General features: G+C 44.1%; 18 protein-coding genes and 1 pseudogene. 16 read left to right on the forward strand and 3 right to left on the reverse strand.

The features are described 5' to 3' along the window. The 5 genes from L6I86_RS34675 to L6I86_RS34695 all read left to right on the forward strand — a co-directional run. The coding region (locus L6I86_RS34675; protein WP_236293393.1) for a hypothetical protein at positions 1–182 on the forward strand (182 nt) is incomplete at its 5' end. A gap of 601 nt (positions 183–783) precedes the next feature. Beyond that, on the forward strand, positions 784–1,239 hold the full coding sequence (locus L6I86_RS34680; protein WP_236293394.1) for an NUDIX hydrolase: 456 nt from the start codon (positions 784–786) through the stop codon (positions 1,237–1,239). A 12-nt stretch (positions 1,240–1,251) separates the two neighbouring features. After that, positions 1,252–1,698, forward strand: coding sequence for a hypothetical protein (locus L6I86_RS34685; protein WP_236293395.1), 447 nt, complete (start codon positions 1,252–1,254; stop codon positions 1,696–1,698). 226 nt (positions 1,699–1,924) lie between these two features. Continuing rightward, the gene (locus L6I86_RS34690) at positions 1,925–2,179 is read left to right on the forward strand and encodes a hypothetical protein (RefSeq protein ID WP_236293396.1); all 255 of its coding nucleotides are present in this window, start codon (positions 1,925–1,927) and stop codon (positions 2,177–2,179) included. Between the two features lie 59 nt (positions 2,180–2,238). Beyond that, positions 2,239–2,997 carry a (S)-benzoin forming benzil reductase gene (locus L6I86_RS34695; protein ID WP_236293397.1) on the forward strand — a complete coding sequence of 253 codons (759 nt, stop codon included), beginning with the start codon at positions 2,239–2,241 and terminating at the stop codon, positions 2,995–2,997. 31 nt (positions 2,998–3,028) lie between these two features. Here L6I86_RS34695 and mscL read toward each other — a convergent pair whose 3' ends face one another. Continuing rightward, entirely contained in the window at positions 3,029–3,493 is a 465-nt protein-coding gene (gene mscL / locus L6I86_RS34700; RefSeq protein WP_236293398.1) for a large conductance mechanosensitive channel protein MscL, read from the reverse strand. Between the two features lie 168 nt (positions 3,494–3,661). On the opposite strand from mscL, the gene L6I86_RS34705 reads away from it, so the two are divergent. From L6I86_RS34705 to L6I86_RS34735, 7 genes are all read left to right on the forward strand, one after another. Beyond that, positions 3,662–5,419 (forward strand): sensor histidine kinase, encoded by a 1,758-nt coding sequence (locus L6I86_RS34705; RefSeq protein ID WP_236293399.1) that lies wholly within the window; start codon positions 3,662–3,664, stop codon positions 5,417–5,419. An 86-nt stretch (positions 5,420–5,505) separates the two neighbouring features. Then, positions 5,506–7,026: a response regulator gene (locus L6I86_RS34710; RefSeq protein ID WP_236293400.1), complete on the forward strand. Its 1,521-nt coding sequence runs from the start codon at positions 5,506–5,508 to the stop codon at positions 7,024–7,026. Between the two features lie 145 nt (positions 7,027–7,171). Next, a complete protein-coding gene (locus L6I86_RS34715) occupies positions 7,172–8,479 on the forward strand; it encodes an ABC transporter substrate-binding protein (RefSeq protein WP_236293401.1) in 1,308 nt (435 codons plus the stop codon). Positions 8,480–8,602: 123 nt separating this feature from the next. After that, entirely contained in the window at positions 8,603–9,481 is an 879-nt protein-coding gene (locus L6I86_RS34720) for a carbohydrate ABC transporter permease (RefSeq protein WP_236293402.1), read from the forward strand. A gap of 3 nt (positions 9,482–9,484) precedes the next feature. After that, positions 9,485–10,324, forward strand: a complete 840-nt coding sequence (locus L6I86_RS34725; protein WP_236293403.1) for a carbohydrate ABC transporter permease — start codon at positions 9,485–9,487, stop codon at positions 10,322–10,324. 11 nt (positions 10,325–10,335) lie between these two features. Next, the gene (locus L6I86_RS34730) at positions 10,336–11,262 is read left to right on the forward strand and encodes a glycoside hydrolase family 113 (protein ID WP_236293404.1); all 927 of its coding nucleotides are present in this window, start codon (positions 10,336–10,338) and stop codon (positions 11,260–11,262) included. 55 nt (positions 11,263–11,317) lie between these two features. After that, on the forward strand, positions 11,318–12,412 hold the full coding sequence (locus L6I86_RS34735) for a LacI family DNA-binding transcriptional regulator (RefSeq protein WP_236293405.1): 1,095 nt from the start codon (positions 11,318–11,320) through the stop codon (positions 12,410–12,412). 15 nt (positions 12,413–12,427) lie between these two features. Here the strand turns inward: L6I86_RS34735 and hisC are convergent, their stop codons facing one another. Next, on the reverse strand, positions 12,428–13,546 hold the full coding sequence (hisC, locus tag L6I86_RS34740) for a histidinol-phosphate transaminase (protein WP_236293406.1): 1,119 nt from the start codon (positions 13,544–13,546) through the stop codon (positions 12,428–12,430). 150 nt (positions 13,547–13,696) lie between these two features. On the opposite strand from hisC, the pseudogene L6I86_RS34745 reads away from it, so the two are divergent. Continuing rightward, positions 13,697–16,351, forward strand: a pseudogene (locus tag L6I86_RS34745) (ATP-binding protein); the annotation flags it as partial. Between the two features lie 94 nt (positions 16,352–16,445). Here L6I86_RS34745 and L6I86_RS34750 read toward each other — a convergent pair. After that, entirely contained in the window at positions 16,446–16,724 is a 279-nt protein-coding gene (locus tag L6I86_RS34750; protein WP_236293407.1) for a hypothetical protein, read from the reverse strand. A 154-nt stretch (positions 16,725–16,878) separates the two neighbouring features. On the opposite strand from L6I86_RS34750, the gene L6I86_RS34755 reads away from it, so the two are divergent. From L6I86_RS34755 to L6I86_RS34765, 3 genes are all read left to right on the forward strand, one after another. Next, complete coding sequence (locus L6I86_RS34755) at positions 16,879–17,100, forward strand: hypothetical protein (protein WP_236293408.1); 222 nt, start codon at positions 16,879–16,881, stop codon at positions 17,098–17,100. Between the two features lie 68 nt (positions 17,101–17,168). Next, the gene (locus tag L6I86_RS34760) at positions 17,169–17,561 is read left to right on the forward strand and encodes a VOC family protein (protein ID WP_236293409.1); all 393 of its coding nucleotides are present in this window, start codon (positions 17,169–17,171) and stop codon (positions 17,559–17,561) included. A gap of 70 nt (positions 17,562–17,631) precedes the next feature. Then, positions 17,632–18,381 (forward strand): YwmB family TATA-box binding protein, encoded by a 750-nt coding sequence (locus L6I86_RS34765; RefSeq protein ID WP_236293411.1) that lies wholly within the window; start codon positions 17,632–17,634, stop codon positions 18,379–18,381. The last annotated feature ends 410 nt before the right edge of the window (positions 18,382–18,791 follow it).

Below are 18,791 nucleotides of genomic sequence, written 5' to 3' on the forward strand. Positions count from 1 at the left end.
CCCCAAAGCAAAAGCAAACCCCCACCCCCAGCCAATCGATGCAGGATTGGTGGTTGGTTTATAGAGGGAATATTCTCTGGGAAATGCAAAAAGGCAACCTTTCCTCCCTATGTATCCTCCAAATTAGCAAATGCGTTCAAAAAGACAACCTTTCTTTCGAATTTCAAGTAAATATCATCTAATCACACGAAAATGATGCCTATTTGCATCAATTTCCAAAAAAACAAGTGAAATCCACTGTCAAAACTGCTCTTTTGCATTTTTGACAGCTCCCAACCCAACCAACTCAACCACCTCAACCACCTCAAGCCAACCCCAGCCCCAACCCCAAACCTAGGCGTTACCTACAGGGCATCCTAGCCAAGTGAATAACTGGATTCTCTACAGCTAATTCAAGCGAGATCACGCATATTCGCAGACTAACTGGATTTCCTCCCGTTATTTCAGGATTATTTCGCCAATAGGTGCTTTCCAAGAAAAATTAAATGTAGAAAATCCAGTTAAACTCCCAATAGGCTAGTTTTATCCGGAAATAGATGTAGGAAATCCATTTATTCCCCAAAAGCTACCCGGCCTAAGAAGTTGATACTGTCCCGTTCCCATTCGAAAAGCCAATAAATGATGTAGCAGCGACATTACGAGGGATTAGAATGTAAATTAGCTATAATTCTGGAGAACACTACCCTCCAAGAGAGACGGCGTAGACGTTTATGTTCAAGGAGATATCGCTTATGTTAAAATAAGGGATATTTTCAAATCCTTGCAGTCGGAGGTGTAATCGTCATGGAGTACTATAAGCAGCTTAGACAGTTCGTTGGGCATCATCCTATCATTTTGCCTGGAGCCGTCGTAATCTTGGTTAATGAACTAGGACAAGTTCTTCTACAACAAAGACCGAATGGGATCTGGGGGCTGCCAGGCGGACTTATGGACTTAGGTGAGTCTCTAGAAGATACAGCTCGACGCGAATTTTTTGAAGAAACAGGTTTGACAGTTGGGGCCTTAGCATTAGTAGGCGTGTTTTCTGGCGCTCAGTATCATTACACGCTTTCCAATGGCGATGAATTTTACGCAGTAACGACGGCCTATATGGCGAGCGAAGCCACAGGAGAGATAGCTATGGAAACAGCTGAAACCCGAGATTTGCAATACTTTGATTTGCATGGTCTGCCGGAGGCGATGGGTCCAGTATATAGGCATAGTATAGCGGCTTATCTAGAAAGTGTTTCGAAACGCTAGGAGGCGAACATCGTGATGATTTCATATGTGATCGTTCTTGTCTATGTGTTGTACATGTTATTCAAGAGTTACAGAGCTAATATAGCTAAGAAACAGGTTGGGACAGTTGCGCTCGTTGGGTATAGCGACTACCAAAAAATATTTATTACGCTGCTGAATCTGTTTTTCTTACCCTTTATTGTCACGCTAAATAGTAATGGGAAGTATGGGGTTCTATTCCTCCTTATTGTTCTGTCAGCCTTGTTGGATCGTACGTATGTTGGAGATAACGGTATAAAGGTAAACGATACATACATTTCTAAAGAAGATATCCTGCATTACTATGTGGTTGAAGGCAGGGTCAATCAATTCGAGATTTTCGTTAGAGGTAAGTTAGACGTGGTAAGAATTACAGTTAATAAGCGGAAATTGGAGAAACCGTTAGAGGAAATATTGGCAGATTGGAAGTCCGTAGGGTAGCATTAAAGTATACAAATATATATTTAAAAGGGGTCTCATTATCAACCTGCTAATATAGCACCTTCACAAGCGAATGATTTAGAAACAACCTATTCGACTTTTAATGTACATACGAATACCAAAACGGCGGAATACAAGGCGGAAATGGAGGAGGCTGCGGGAGAGGGTGCTGTTTATTTAACCGAATTACCGTATTCCAAAATTGTGGGTTCTAACGTGTTGAAGCGTGTCCAACTATACGTTTGATGATAAAAATAGTAACTTCAACCGTCCTGCCAAAATAACGGTGTACGGTGATGGGAAGCTGTTGGCAACTAAAACGGATTTCTCGGTGAGTAATGGTAAACGACCCTATGAAATCAGGGACATTAGCGGCGTGAAGCAGCTCCAAATTGATTTTGAGCTTATCCTAAATGAAGGAAAAGAGAATGGCTACGTATCCGTACTTGCCATCTACAAGCCTAAGCTTTTCAAAAATTAGTTGTTTATACGCAAGGATGGCACTAGTCGGCAAATCTGAATAAGAGAAAGGCATACCCTATGGAGACTTATATCATAACTGGCGGCTCCAAAGGTCTCGGCGCTGCCATCATCCGGCAGCTGTTAGAGCAAGGCGCTGCGGTTCACTGCATCTCCCGCAGCGAGAACGAGACCTTGCGCCAAGAGGCGCTGCGCATGGAAGGTCAGCTGACCTTCCATGCTTACGACTTGGCGCAAACCGAAGGCATTGATTCGCTCATGGAGCGAATCCTCGCGAAACCAGATGGCGTGGCTTCCGTCACGCTCATCAACAATGCGGGCATGCTCGAACCGATGACGTCGATCGGCCGAGCAGCCCCAGACGACCTGCAGCGCAGTCTGCAGGTCAATCTCGTCGCACCCGCGGTGCTGACGAACAGCTTCATTCGACTCACGCAGGCGTGGCCGATGATGAAGCGGGTCGTCGGGATCTCCTCGGGCGCGGGGCGCAAGCCCTACCCCGGCTGGGGTGCCTACTGCACCGCCAAAGCCGGGTTGGATATGCTGACGCGCTGCGTCGGCGTCGAGCAGTTGAAACAGCCGCACCCGGTGCTGATTTGCAGCGTGGCTCCGGGTGTGGTGGACACCGATATGCAGCGGGAGATTCGAGCTGCCTCAGAAGAGGACTTCCCACAGGTGGAGCGGTTCGTCCAGCTCAAAGAGCAAGGGGAGCTGCGCTCCCCTGAAGATACCGCGAAGCAGCTGTTACACTTGCTGCAAGCGAATGCATTCGAACAAGGCGAGATCGCCGACTTGAGAACGAAAGAGCCCGCGTCGTAATCGACACGGGCTCTTTATCTATTACACGAACCTATTGAATACTTCCGCTAACTTTGCCTCCAGCGGAAAGCTCTGAGGTACAGAACTTGCAGCGTGATGCTTGCGCAGGGATTTCAGACAAGCAGTGCGGGCAATCTTTGGTAGTAACTGCTTTTTCCTTCGGTGCTTCCTTCTTGCGGAACTTGCCGATTTGACGAACAACCATGAAGATCACGAATGCCACAATCAAGAAATCTAAGAAAGTTGATAGGAATTGTCCGTATCTAAAGACAGCGGTGCTTTTGGCAGCGTCAGCAAATGTTTCGTAATGTTTTCCATCCAATGCCACATACAAATCATTGAAATTCACTTTTCCAATGAGTAAACCGACGAGTGGCATGACCAAGTCATTCACAATAGAAGTAATAACCTTACCAAAAGCTCCCCCAATAATAACCCCGACAGCAAGGTCGAGCATGTTTCCTTTGAATGCAAAATCCTTGAATTCTTTTAACATGATGTACCCCCATGAATCTATGATTGATAGCATTGTACCATAGTTGGTAGAGCCCAAACAAATACCCTGCTAGTAGGTGAAGGGCAGTTTTCATTTGTAGGGCAACTGACTATAATGAACATCATGCGTTCGATTTCCTGAACGATCACGAAGCGGAGGCGGACACGGATGTCGAATATGTCGATGGAGAAAAAGCTGATTATTGTCTTTGTTTTTCTAATCATATTACCAATCATGCTGACAGGCTATATCTCTTACCAGAATTACTCCAAGTCGATTAAGAAAAACACGAGCCTATATGCGCTGCAATTAACGAATAATATTACGAATCGACTAGACGATTATATTGGAGATATGGAGCAAATTTCACAAATTCCTCTCTACTTAACTTCGCTTCAACAGCTTCTGGAGGATAAGCAACAGGGGCTAACGATCAAGCAGGTTGAAATGGAAAATTATATTCGCATTATGAATAATATTAAGCGCGGAACGAACTCCATTTATATTTTTGATAACAACAACAATAAATACTATACCATCGTGTCAGGGGGCGTCCGAACGGATTTGGAAGAGCGCTCGGGTGAGTGGAAGAGTCTTGCTCGAGATGCGGGCGGCCGTTCTGTTTTCTTAAGCACACAACAATTAGCTAATTGGCAGACTGGGAAGTTTGCTTTTACTGTCATTCGAGATATTCGTGATTTCTATACACAAGAGTCGATCGGTACGATTGCTGTGGATGCAAATATTAGTGTCATTCAGAATTTGGTGCGTGATTTGGAAACCGCAGCTAACGGGAAAGTGCTCATGATTGATGAGAACAGTCAGGTTATTTATGATACGGAGCAGAAAAGGATTACCGAGCGCATTGCGGATGATCCGCTTGTGCAATTGGCTGCAGGGACATCGGGCGATTTTATAAAAGAAATTGATGGTGTACGCTACCTATGTATCTATTCGCAGTCGCTGAAAACGGGTTGGAAAACGATCATCCGCATCCCTCTGGATCAAATCATGAAAGAAGCGATGCAAACTCAGAACATTACGTTAATTGTAACCTGTCTGATTGTTACCTTCGCCTTGTTTATTTCAATTTTGCTTTCCATTGCGTTAACCAAGCCGATGAAGAAGTTAATGCGGTTAATGAAAAAGGCAGAGAACGGCGACTTGGATGTTAGTTTTCATGTGCAAACGAAGGATGAGGCCGGCCGTCTGGGACACCATTTTAACTCGATGCTTGAACGAATTAAAGAGCTTATTGGGCAGGTGTATATCATTGAGGGGCGGAAGAAGGAGGCGGAATTAGCCGCACTCCAGAATCAGATTAATCCGCATTTCTTATATAACACGCTAGAGACCATACGGATGACGGCGGAGATTAACGATGATGAAGAAACAGCGGAAATGATTGCCGCATTAGGCAAACTGTTTCGTCACAGCTATAAGCCGATGAAAGGGACGGTGAAGCTGGAACATGAATTTGATCATCTTAGAACGTACGTCCAAATTATCAATTATCGTTATCACGATAAGTTTAAATTAACGGTGCAGGATTTGTATGTACTACGGCATTATGTAGTTATTCCGCTGCTATTTCAGCCGATCATTGAGAACACGATTGTCCATGGTCAGACCGAGGGTAGTGATGAAGCGATTCATATTCATGTATCTTATGAGATTAACGGCCACATCCTTACCTTCTATTTTCAGGATAATGGCGCAGGGATAGCAGAAGAAAGATTAGCGGCGTTAAATAAACGCATCCAAACACGCCAATATCCTAGCGGAGAAGATGCCACTTCGGGCATCGGTTTATTGAATGTAGATGAACGAATTAATTTGCATTACGGTCCCGCTTACGGCTTGCGTATTTCCAGTCAGCAGGGAGAAGGTACCACGGTCATTGTGACGTTACCTTTTAATGTGTGAATGAATCTATCGGCTTGATGTTAAAGGGATTAAGCTTATGCTTACGATGCCAATTTTCCTGTCGGAAAACTTTTAGGAGGGCTCACATGAAAATCATGATCGTGGATGATGAAGAGAAAATCCGGCTTGGTCTGTCTAAATTGATTGTTAAAGCGTCCCAACAGTACGAAATTATAGGGGTTTATGCGAGTGGAGCGGAGTGTCTGGAAGGGTTGAAGAAACATACGCCTGATGTGGTGATTACAGATATCAAAATGTCTGGCATGACGGGCTTAGAACTAGCGAAAACAATTAAACAGTTTTATATCGATACGAAATGTGTCATTCTGAGCGGCTATGGCGAATTTGAGTATGCGCGATCTGCGATTTCTTCGGGTGTTTCCGGGTATTTGCTGAAGCCTGTAGACAAGCAGGAGCTTTATCAGCTGCTATCGCAATTAGCCACGGAACTCCCGAATAACGTGTCGCAAGAGGACCTTGCGGATCACTCGGAATTTCCGATACACGACATTCTTTTAGGCAAAATGGACAAGCTTACTAAGGGATTTAACCTGTCTCAGTACAATTCGTCCTATGCTGAGATATCCGGTTATCTATTGGTCCTGATCCAAACAGACATTTCGGTTCCCCTGACAACCTTCCTGAAAAAGCTCCATGTAACTCCTAATCCTGCTGCGATTCAAGTGGGAGCGGTGGAAATGGATGAGCGAATTTACGCGATCCTTCTGGGATATTACGCCTATGAAGAAGCCCATGTTCATGCCCTGCGAAAGCAACTCGAAGTTTTTGAACAGGAACGTTCTTTTCGTATTTCTATAGGGATCAGTAAACTTTCATCAAACCTCGATGCATGGGAAGAAGGATATCGTGAGGCGCTGTATGCGCTTGAATATAATTTTTATAGCCAAGAAAGAGTTCCGCGCACAGTCGCTGGACAAGTTCGATTTGGTACTCTACACCGAGTGGAACCTTATCGTAAGCGAGTTCTTGAGGATATTGAAATTTTGGATATGCCTGCCATGGAAACACATGTGAAGGAGATGCTCCAAGAAATAGCCAACGTCAAAATTCGGATGCATCATTTATTTGAGCTCATCGAGACGCTATTCTATGCCTTGAAGAAAGAAGCGGGCAAACGCCAGGAACAAGCCGATCTAGCTCCTTTGTCGGTGGATTGGACGGTTGAGCTTAAAGCTTGCTTTACTTACGGGGAAGCGAGCGCGTTGATTAAGCGCAAACTTCTTGAGGGGCTTAGTTACTTAATGACAGAGAAGAGCAGCCAAGGACATGTGCTGATCTATCAAATCAAAAAAATCATTGAACTCGAGTATGCAGAATCGCTGGATCTCAATAGCTTGAGTAAACGCGTTTTCCTGACTCCCAGCTATTTAAGCAAGTTGTTCAAGCTGGAAACAGGCACTACGGTCATTGAATACATCATATCCGTTCGTATGAATAAGGCGAAAGAGCTACTCAAAGAACAGAAGCAGTTGAAGACATATCAAGTGGGAGAAATGGTAGGTTACAAGGATCCTGCTTATTTCAACAAGCAATTCAAAAAAGTGGTTGGCCTTACGCCGAAAGAATATAAAGACGTTGTTAGCTAACTTGTTAGCATGAAATAGGAAGAATACGCAAAGATAATACAATAAAAACAAAAAAAGTACATATCTATCACCTTGCCAGAAAAATATAATAAGCATGTAAGCGATACCAAGTTGAATGTTTGACTATTTCGAGGGGGTAATTCAATTGAAAAAATGGCTAACAACCAGCTTAACGTTAGTACTTGCAATGTCCGTAACAGCAGCTTGTGGTAAATCAACCGATAACAGTTCTACGGCATCTCCTTCGGCAGCAGCGAATTCACCTGCAGCAACGGCAGCTGCGAATGCGAACATTAAGGGTAAAATTACGGTTATTACGCACCGCACTGATTTGGTTGATACGAAATTCAAAGAGTGGAAGGATGCCTTCAAGAAGAAATATCCAGCTGTGACGGATGTGGAAGTTGAGGCGATCAAAGACTACGGACCAACGATGAAGGTTCGCTTGTCCACAGGTGAGCTTGGCGACGTGAATATGATCCCAGACGGTGTTCCTAACGGTAAACTAGGTGATTATTATGCGCCGCTGAACGAACTTGGCTTGAACGATAAAGTCTACTTCAGTGATATTAAAGCATCCGATGGCAAAACCTTCGGTCTTCCAAGCGGTGTGAACACCAATGGTGTAGCTTACAATAAACAAGCTTTTGCAAAAGCGGGAATCACATCGGTTCCCAAAACACTGGATGAACTTTATGCAGCTGCAGAGAAATTGAAAGCGGCAGGCATTACACCGCTGGCAACCAACTTTAAAGATAAATGGCCGTTAAGCGAGTGGGATGTTATTGCCTTCGAAATTTCAGGAGATCCGGAATTCCGCGGTTCGATGACGAAGAACGATGCTCCGTTTGCGGAAGGGACACCTTACAATAAGTCACTTACGATTTTGAGAACGTTTGTAGAAAAAGGTTACACAGAAAAAGACTTGATGTCTTCTGACTGGGAATCCTCCAAGAAAGATGTAGCCAGCGGTAAAACGGCGATGTACTTCCTTGGCAACTGGGTCATCCCACAAATTATCGAAAATGGTGCTAAATCGGAAGATATCGGATTCTTCCCAATGCCTTATGATAACAGCGGCAAATACAATGCTAACATGGGTGCAGATTACATGTATGGCGTAGCGAAAAACAGCAAAAACATCGAAACGGCGAAAGCATTCGTGAAATTCATGGTTGAAGAGTCCGATTATGCAGACTTTGCAGGAATGATTCCACCATTGAAAACGAAAGAATCCAAGATGACGCAGCTGAAAGAATTCCTAGCAATGAAGCCTACGACACTGCAAGGTAAACCAGATCCAGATGCTTACGGAACCATTGCGAACAAAGCACAAATCGATTTCTTTGGTGGCGCGTACATTCAGAAGCTCGTTTTGAACAAAGATTTTAAAGCTGGTCTTGCTGATTTGAACAAGAAATGGGCAGATGCGAAGAAAGCGGTTGGTCAATAACTCGCAATAGCTCATAAAAGAACATTCCTCTGACGCGGTCTCAACCTTACAGACGACCGTGTCAGAGTCCTTTCTACATCATGAAATATATGCATTCTATTAACGAGTAAAGAAGGGATTGTCATGCCAGATCTTACGTATAAAACGCAGCGTATTCTCATTTTGCTGTCCTTTTTGACCATTCCGCTCCTTTTACTTGCGACCTTTACGTTTTACCCAGCACTGCGTCTGATTCAACTGAGCTTTACAGATTGGGATGGTATCAGCAAGTCGTTTAAGTGGATTGGGTTTGCTAATTACAAAGAAATTTTTTCGAATAAAGAGATTTTCGGCGTATTCAGCCATAACTTTTACTATTTTGTCGGCGGTATTATCCAGAATATCCTAGCCCTATATTTCGCTATCATTTTGAACTCCAAAATAAAAGGACGTAATCTGTTTCGGGTCTTTTTATTTTTACCTTATATTCTTAATAGTGTTGCGACCGCCTACATGTTTCAATTCATCTTCAACACGGATCACGGTACGTTAAATACATTGCTGGACACCTTTGGCCTAGGGGCGTTTAAGCAAAGCTGGATCGGTAATACAGAGCTGGTCAATATCTCCTTGGCATCGGTTTCCTTATGGAAGTACATGGGTTTTAATATGGTGATCTATTTAGGTGTTCTACAATCCATTCCTGGTGATTTGTACGAGGCTGCCAAAATTGACGGTGCGAACTCGTTCCAAACGCTCATCTACATTACTTTACCGAATATCCGCAAAATCATTGAACTGAATATGCTGCTCACCGTTTCAGGTGCGCTTGAGGTGTTTGATATTCCGTATATTATCACGGGCGCTGCGCCGGGGAGTGATACGTTCGTCACCAAGGTCAACGATGTCGCCTTCAAATTTAACAACATTGGATTGGCATCGGCGATGGCCATTGTCTTGCTTATCATTGTGACGGTTGTTATCACGATTCAACGTAAATTTATTTTGCGCGGGGAGGAATAGGTGGTGGAAAATAAAAGTGTGAAGCTCCTCACGAGCATCTTGAAATATGCTTCACTTCTGATAGCGGTACTGACTGTGCTAATTCCTCCCTACGTGGTTGTGGTGAATGCCTTCAAAAGTGCACAGGAATATGCGACTACCAGTCCATTTAGCTTGCCGGATAACATTTTTAATTTCGCTAATTTTAGTAAAGTGTTAGAAGTTGGGAAGTTAGGTCAGGCTTTTATGAACACAGGGATTATCGTGGCTTCCTCGTTGCTTATTAATATCATCCTCGGCACGATGGTTGCCTATGCATTAGGAAGATTTAGCTTCCGAGGGAAAGGAATGATTCTTGCCGCCTATCTAGTTGCGACGTTTATTCCGTTAATCACTACTCAAGTTGCGACGTTTAGTATCATTCAAGATTTACATTTGTTCAATTCCAGAGGTGCAGCTATCCTGCTCTACGCGAGTACAGATGCGGTTCAGATTTATTTGTACTTACAATTTATTGGTAAAATCCCATATTCACTAGACGAAAGCGCCATGATGGAAGGCGCGTCGTTGTTTAGAATCTATCGGACAATCATATTCCCACTTTTGGGGCCTGCTACAGCTACAGCTGTTATTTTGAAAACGATCAGTATCTACAACGATATGTATATTCCGTATTTATATATGCCTTCCCAGAAGCTGGGGGTCGTTTCAACGTCACTCATGCGCTTCGCTGGACCGAATAGTGCGCATTGGGAGCTTATCTGCGCGGCCATACTCATAGTGATGTTGCCTACGATGATCCTTTATTTAATCTTACAGCGCTTCATCTTCTCAGGAATTGTCAGTGGTTCAGTCAAAGAATAGGATGTGTAAACATGGAATACATCAATGGAATGACTTGGGGTTGGGTAGGTACGCGAGGTACATGGGCCAATAAAACAGCCGATTTCTCAATGACGGAAATGGCGAAGTTGGGTGTCAACTGGACGGCGATCGCACTGTCGGCACTTCAAGACCATCCGCAAGCTACTGAAATTGATTATAAGGAAGAACCAACTGTGACCGATGTCGAGGTCGTTTGGGCTATCGAGAAGGCACATGGTTTAGGTCTTAAAGTATGTTTAAAGCCCGTCGTTAATTGTGCGAACGGCGTCTGGCGCGCGCATATCAATTTTTTTGATATGGATGTTCCTTGTGAGCCTAAATGGAGGGATTGGTTCGCTAGCTACACGGATTTCATCCTTCACTATGCACGTATAGCCCAGGAAACAGGCTGCGAAATGTACTGCATTGGCTGTGAAATGGTACAGACGGATCGTCGGGAAGCCGAGTGGAGAGAGCTTATCCGCCAAGTGCGGACTGTGTACACGGGGACTATTACGTACAACTGTGATAAATACCAAGAGACGAACATCACGTGGTGGGACGCTGTAGACGTGATTTCTTCGAGCGGTTACTATCCCATCCATGCATGGGACGAGCGTGTAGCAACGCTCGAGGCATTTGCGGCGGGGCAGGAGAAGCCATTCTTCTTCATGGAAGCGGGCTGTCCGAGCCGTGAAGGCTCAGCGATGCTGCCAAATGATTGGGGTCTCGAAGGTGCTCCGAGCATGGAAGAGCAGGACACTTACTACCGCGTTATGTTTGAGAAAATTGGAAGAAAACCGTGGTTCCATGGCTTTATGCTATGGGATTGGCCGGCGCAGCTTTACCCTGAAGCTGAGGCTGGCAGTAATGATGACTATTGCATGTACGGGAAGCCGGCGGCGAAGACAATAGAAGACTTTTATCGTCGTTCATAGATAACAACTAGGAACATAATGGAATGGGTGATGAGCCTTGGCAGGCAAAATTACAATGCAAGAAATTGCAGATCGTTTAAGCGTCTCCAAGTATGTTGTGTCCAAAGCCTTAGCGGGGAAATCGGGCGTCAGCGTAGAAACCAGACAGCGCGTTGTACAATTGGCTGGACAGCTTGGTTATTTGGCTCAGAAGAAGACCACACCTAGTGAATTGGACACCAATAAGAAATGGAGCACCCAAGGGGCAGAAGATGGGGGGAACACAGTTCTTGTATTGATGCCGAACATCCGCTTTCAAACGAAGGAGTCCACCTATTGGGGCAAAATCTTGGATGGCATCTCCAAAGAGCTGGAGCTTAGAGGGGCCGACATGCTCACCCTCACGCTAAACGCTGCAGAAGGGCTGAACAGCAGCTTACGCCCCCAAGGTTTAGCCGGTGTTATCGGCGTTGGAGAAATTTCGCGTCCTTTGCTAATGGAGGTCATTCGATTAGGACTTCCGTTGGTACTGCTTGATCACGATGATCCGTTCATCTCAGCTGATCAGGTTTTCGCGAACAATCGAGAAAGTGCCTATCGGATCGTTCAGTATTTACTTGGTTTAGAACACAGCTCGGTACAATTTGTAGGTAATACATCCTTTTCCAAAAGCTTTCGAGAGCGCTGGCACGGTTTTCGTGAAGCGTTAGAGGAGGCTGGTATTCCATATCAACCGAGCGCATTTCAGAAACTGCTGCACTTGGAGAGCTTGGATCAGCAGCTTCAAGAAGAACAAATTCGCGATGCTCTTCGGCCTCATCTGGAAAGATCAACACTGCCTTCTGCACTCGTTTGTGCAAATGATCGGATTGCTCAATCCACGATCGCCGCTTTACGTTCGTTGGGTGTCTCAGTACCCGAAGAGGTATCTGTCACTGGTTTTGATAATATCGAAATGGACTACCCTATAATTGCTGAGCTTACGACCGTCAATGTTACCAAAGAACTTATTGGCAAACGCGGTGTGGACGTGCTGTTTTGGCGAATCCGGAATCGCGATTTACCTGCGGAAACCATCCTCTTAAAAGGGGAGATTATCGTACGTAATTCAGCTGCTACATGCCGCATCCACGATCTGCCTCCAATCATAAAGACCCCCTCTCCGATGTAGGAAAGGGGGTTCTTTCTATGCTAGAACAGCCATAATCTCTTTCAAAGCTTGTACAAGCACCGCATTCTCTTCATAAGTTCCAATTGAGATTCGAACATGATTAGGAAGATTCCAACCTCCGCCATATCGAACAATAACCCCACGACTCATTAAATTATCATAGATGGATTTAGCTTGTGTTCCTAGATCAACGAGTACGAAATTACTCATGCTTGGTGTAAAAGGGATTGCTAGCGTACGCAATTCGGTGTAAAGCTCCTCGCGCACCTTAACATTATTCGTACGTGTTGCTTCAAGATGCTGATCATCCTTGAGTGCCGCTGCAGCGCCGACTTGTGCGAGTGTATTCACATTAAAAGGCTCTTTGACCTGGCGAATCCGTTGCAGAATACCTGCATCCGCGATGCCATATCCCACACGTATGCCTGCCAAGCCGTAAATTTTAGAAAATGTTTGCAGCACGACAACCGGATAGCCTTCTCGTACTAGCGCAAGACCATCGCAATAATCATCTGCCGTAACGAAATGGCTGTACGCACCATCGAAGATCACTAGCACATGAGAGGGAAGACTCTTCACAAGTCGGTGTAAGTCTGTTTTCGTCATATAAGTTCCCGTGGGATTGTTCGGCGAACAAATGTAGAGCATTTTCGTGCGTTCTGTGACAGCCTCGAGAATAGCTTCTACTTCATAGCGATAATTCTCCCCAAGCGGCACGCTAATGATGCTGGCTCCAAGTAAGTTGGCTCCGAATTCGTACTCGCTAAATGTTGGTGAGGGTACGATGACTTCATCGCCAGGCTCTAAGTAAGTTTCGGAGAGCAGGGTAATTAGTTCATCACCGCCGTTAGTAACAAGGACTTGTTCAGGCGAGAATCGGCGTTTCTCCGCAATAGCTTCTCTAAGATTTACGGTCTCTGCATCTGGATAGCGATGGATGTCAGATAGATATGTTTGAATAGCCTCTAGAGCTAGAGGGGAGGGGCCTAATGGGTTTTCATTGGATGCTAATTTGGTAACGGATGTAAGCCCGAATTCACGTTGAACCTCCCAGATGGGTTTGCCGGGCGTGTATGGCTTCATTCGTGATAAAATGCTGCGTGGATTGATGTTTTCAACACCTGGACCTGTCATGTACAACACTCCTTTTTATAAATATGCTTTATTTAAATGATACATTAACTTGGTAAAGTAGTAAAGTAAAAAGTTTGCATACCAGTTACTAGTAGTTTGGTATATGATACAACTATTAGGTGTCGATTTGGTAGAAGGGGTGGCAGTGGATTGAGGAAAATGAGATTCGGTATTCGTGCCAAAATTATGATTGGATATGCGTTCATCATTTTCTGCTTAACCCTTTCATTTGTGCTTGTTAATCAACAATTAGCTGCCATGCAGCGAGATCGCAATTATGTGATTGAGCATGATTTCGCCGTCAATAGAGAGTCGAATCTACTTGAGAAATATGTCATGGATATGGAAAATGGGCAAAGAGGCTACTTACTCACAGGGGAAGTAAAATATTTAGAACCATATTCGACCGGGCAGACCAAGTGGAGAGATTCCTTTAATCAACTGAGAGAGTTAACGAGTGATGCGCCCGTCCAGGAGAAAAATTTAATCGCGCTCAAGGAATCTATCGAAAATTGGCTTATTCAAACAGGCGGGACTTTACCGACGATGAGAAATGGTCTTGAGAATGAGGGTTATTTTAATTTCACCTTCTTTATTACTCATCAAAATATTCTAGATATTCGTTCGCAATTGAGTCGATTTCGCAGCATTGAAATGGGATTCGTGAAGGAACGTGCGGCACACCTTGATGCGCAAAATGAAAAGTTGACCAACTCCTTATTTGTTATGTTGGGAGTGGTGCTCATTTTTTCGTTGTTAGCAGCGCTAGTTATTTCGAGATCGATTGTCGGGACGATCAAACAGGTTACCAAGAGCATCATGAAGCTGAGTTCTATGAAGCGGGATCGTTCGAAGCGCATTCATGTCACGATGAATGATGAAGTGAAGGATCTGGCAGATGCAACCAATGCCTTGCTAGAGAGCCAAGAGGAAATCGAGTGGCAGCAGCGGAAGTTGACAGAGGTCGTCCATATGCTGCAAGGTATTTCCGATTTGGAAACACTGGGTACATCCTTTATTCGCAAAGCAGCAGAATTATTTGGAGCTTCCTTCGGTGTTTTCTACATTCGAAGCGTACACGAAGCTAAGGCTGGCATGATGAGGTTGGCATCTTATGCGGCAATGGAGGAAAGCGCTGAAGCTGGTAAACCTTTTTTTCATCTTGGCGAAGGATTGATTGGTCAATGTGCAATTGAGAAGCGAATTGTTCATCTCACACATGTCCCCGAAACGTATATCCGTTTAAAATCAGGATTAGGGTCAGCGAGCGCACAAAGTGTCCTCATCGTTCCGATCATTCATAATCAAGAAGTCATTGCCATCATGGAGCTGGCTTCTTTTAATAAATTTACGTCGCTTCAGTTGAGCTTGATGGATGACATCTTAGAGGTCCTAGGAACAATCGTGCACAGCGTGCAAACGCGAGTTGAGGTTGAGCGTCTTCTTCGGGAGTATCAGGCTATGACCGAGGAACTTCAAAGTCAACAGGAAGAACTACATCTGACTAATGAACAGCTAGAGGAAAGGAATCGCTACGCGGATGAAAGGTCGAGGGAACTGGAATACATGAAAGTCTCCTTTGAAGAGCATGCCATTCAGCTGGAGCTGAGCTCGCGGTATAAATCGGAATTTCTGGCGAACATGTCACATGAGCTGCGAACGCCTCTTAACAGTATATTAATTCTTTCTCAGATGCTTCTGGAAAACAATAGCAAAACCTTAACGCATGATGAGCAAGAGTATGCTCGTGTTATTCATTCTTCGGGAAATGATTTGCTGCTCCTGATTAACGATATTTTGGATTTGTCTAAAGTTGAAGCGGGTAAATTGGATATTCATATCGGTGAGTTGCGTGCGGACTGGCTCCCTGAGCTCTTGCTAAGTCAGTTCGAGAAGGTCGCAGAACAACGAAAGCTTACATTTCGGATCGAGATGGATGCTCAAGTACCGAAAATATTCTACACGGATGAACAGAGGCTCAGTCAAATTATTAAAAATTTGCTTTCTAATGCATTTAAATTCACGCATGAAGGCTATGTTCACGTGGAATTTCGCATGTGCAGTGTGGAACAAATTGTGGAACTACTGCCTTCGGCGATGCACATGCAGGTTATGGCAATTTCCGTTAAGGATACGGGTATTGGTATTCCAACTGACAAGCAAGAAGTCATCTTCGAGCCTTTCCTTCAGGCCGATGGCACAACGAATCGGAGATATGGAGGAACAGGGCTGGGGTTATCGATTAGTCGAGAATTAGCCAGACTTCTTGGAGGTTGTATCCAGATGCAAAGCGTAGAAGGCGAAGGGAGTACATTTACGTTATATGTACCTTCGCTGCCTCCTTTAATTGGGGGAACTAACGCCACGCATAAGGAAGTAGCGGCGGCAACTACTAACTCGATTAGTGATTATTTCATTCGAGAAAACGGTGAAATCATTTCTGCACTCGAGGATGGCAATAGCAATCGTTTTAAGGATAGAAAAGTTCTGGTTGTTGATGATGACGTGCGTAACGTATTTGCACTTTGTAATGCATTTGAACAAGAAGGAATCATCGTGAGTGTTGCTCAGAATGGACAAGAGTGCCTAGAGCTATTGGCGAAGGATCCTAGTATTGAGCTTATTCTCATGGATATCATGATGCCGGTGATGGATGGCTATGAAGCGATGCGTCTCATTAGAAAAGATAATCATTACGCTGATGTTCCGATCATTGCACTTACGGCCAAAGCCATGAAACAGGACAGAGAAATCTGCTTACAGGCAGGTGCGTCTGACTATATTAGCAAGCCGCTGCATATGAGTCAGCTTCTCTCGCTTATGTTGGTTTGGCTGAGTAAATAAACCAGAAAGACCTTTAACTTACCCCGATAATGGGAGTGGTCAAAGGTCTTTTGTGTTAATGGACATTACGTTCTGTGGATACTTCGAAATGATAAATTGTGTTGCGTGTCAATACACGGAAATCCAGACCGTCTTGATCAATCGCTTGTACACGTGTTGTTTTGAATGGTGTATGTTGCTGAACCCCTGATAACGTCATTGGACATCCGACCTCGGTCGGGTTCACTTCACGAAATGTTTGCCCTTGAATCTCATCGAAATCGAATCGATCTGACCGATGTTTCGGCGTAATCCCATCCACCTCATAGATTTGCAATAGCTTTAACAACCTCATTCTGGCCCCTCCCGTCCGTGGCTTTCGTTTTTATTATACACGGACACCTTATATTTGGCGAAGTCTACAAACCTAACATAAACCTAAAGAAGTCCTCATACTTTCTTAGCTTCCAAAATATACAATTGTTCTATCTGAACCGGGGGTGTTGCGAATGCTGCACACGAAAGTGATCATTGGTGAAAAAGAAGTTCTTATTTTTTTCGAATCCATATACCAAGAATATTCATCCCGAGCTGTTGAAGCGATAACGAAGCACTTAAATAATGCTCAGATCAGGGAAGTATTTGATAACCTGGGCCTAGTTCATACAACGAATACAGAGGTAACGCTCTTCTCTCTAAATGGAGAGATGGAGACAATTCTAATGTATTGATCACGGTCTAGCTCTTTTCTTTATTTTTAGCTAAAATGAAGGGGGTTAGAACAAGGAGGCAGATACATATGACCGTTATGAAATTAGAGCACGTAGGCGTCATGGTAGCAAACTTAGAAGCGTCTATAGCATTTTATGTTAATGTAATCGGACTTAAGCACAAAGGAACGTTACTTCATACGAATGGCGTTATCCGGCTTGGTTTTCTTGGCTTTGAAACTGCAAATGAAACAGAAGTTGAATTAATTGAAGGCTATAATGCGAACTTGCCACAGGAAGGCAAAGTGCATCACTTGGCTTTTACCGTAGATGATATCGATGCTGAATTCGCGAGAATTCAAGCTTTAGAAGTTGAACAACTGGATAAGGAAATTACAACACTTCCAAACGGCTCTAAGTATTTCTTCTTTAACGGGTTAGATGGCGAGCGAATTGAATTCTTTCAATCGACACGTGGATAGGTTTAACATTTGCTAGATACGGGCATCCTTTTACTAGAGTGATAGATTCTAGCGAAGGGGTGCTTTTTTCATGTCAAAGCGTTGGACACAAATGATCATAGGCATCACGATACTGGGCTTATTCTTCGGGTGGATTCGTCATGTGGATGCACAAGCTGAACAAGATGCACAGCTATTACTCCGTGTGGCAAAGCCTTTTATGCAAACCAATGAACATATTACCTTCAAATATACAGGCTATTTCGGTACATGTGACGGTGTGGATGCCAAAGTGATGGATGCGGGTGAACGGTTGTCCAACAAGCTCGGCTTTACATCTTACACAAATGAGCCTCTTTCCTTAAAAAGCAGCATCTATACAGTGAAGTCAGAAGCTGCTGGAAGTGCAGCCGCGACATTAACCGTTGCTAGTCCAGCGGGACAGTCGGCTTGTTATGCTGTATTACGATTAGATGCGCCAGGTAGCGCAGACCAAGCGCAACTTCTGAAATGGCAGGAGCAAATGACCGCGAAATTATCTGGACAGGGCATTCAAGGTATGTGGAACGTGATGATACAAGGAAATGCAACTGAAGACTTTAGCATATCGAATGACCCTAAAGAGTTCCTCACCGAGTTAGTTCAAGCTTATAAAGGAAATGTTGTTGAGCGTTACGAAGATGGTACTACCTACAGTGCATCATTGGTATCATCTGAATTCGAAGCTTCTATACGAAGCGGCAATCAAAAGGTGAATGTCCAAATCGCCCTTCATCTAGATACCACTTCGGGTCTCTGGCGCTTAACGATCGGAACACCGATTATTACAATGGAATACTAAACGGGGAAAAGGGTGCAGAATGCATTCTTTTTTTTGTTATGTACTTGTAGGAACAATTCGAAACAATTGCAATAGTGGAACTTTTCCAAAGGGGTTGTAATTGGTTTCTAGGCATGGTACATTAGTCCTCGTTGTTCTGAAGCAAATAACCACGACAAGAGAAATCGAAGTGGACTTGCTTTCAAGCAATGAGGTATGGTAAGATGACTTTCCGACAGACACCGACATAAATTGACAAGAAAAAAGTGCTTGCAATTGAGAAACGATCTGTGGTATATTACTTCTCGCTGCTTCGGTAACACGGCAGTGAGCGAAAGAAATTGATCTTTGAAAACTGAACAACGAGTGAGTAAGCACAGTCGAGTAATCGACTATAAAAGAGATTGCAAAATCTCGCTAGCTTCAAATGA

The organism is Paenibacillus allorhizoplanae (assembly GCF_927798215.1).
Lineage (GTDB): Bacteria > Bacillota > Bacilli > Paenibacillales > NBRC-103111 > Paenibacillus_E > Paenibacillus_E allorhizoplanae.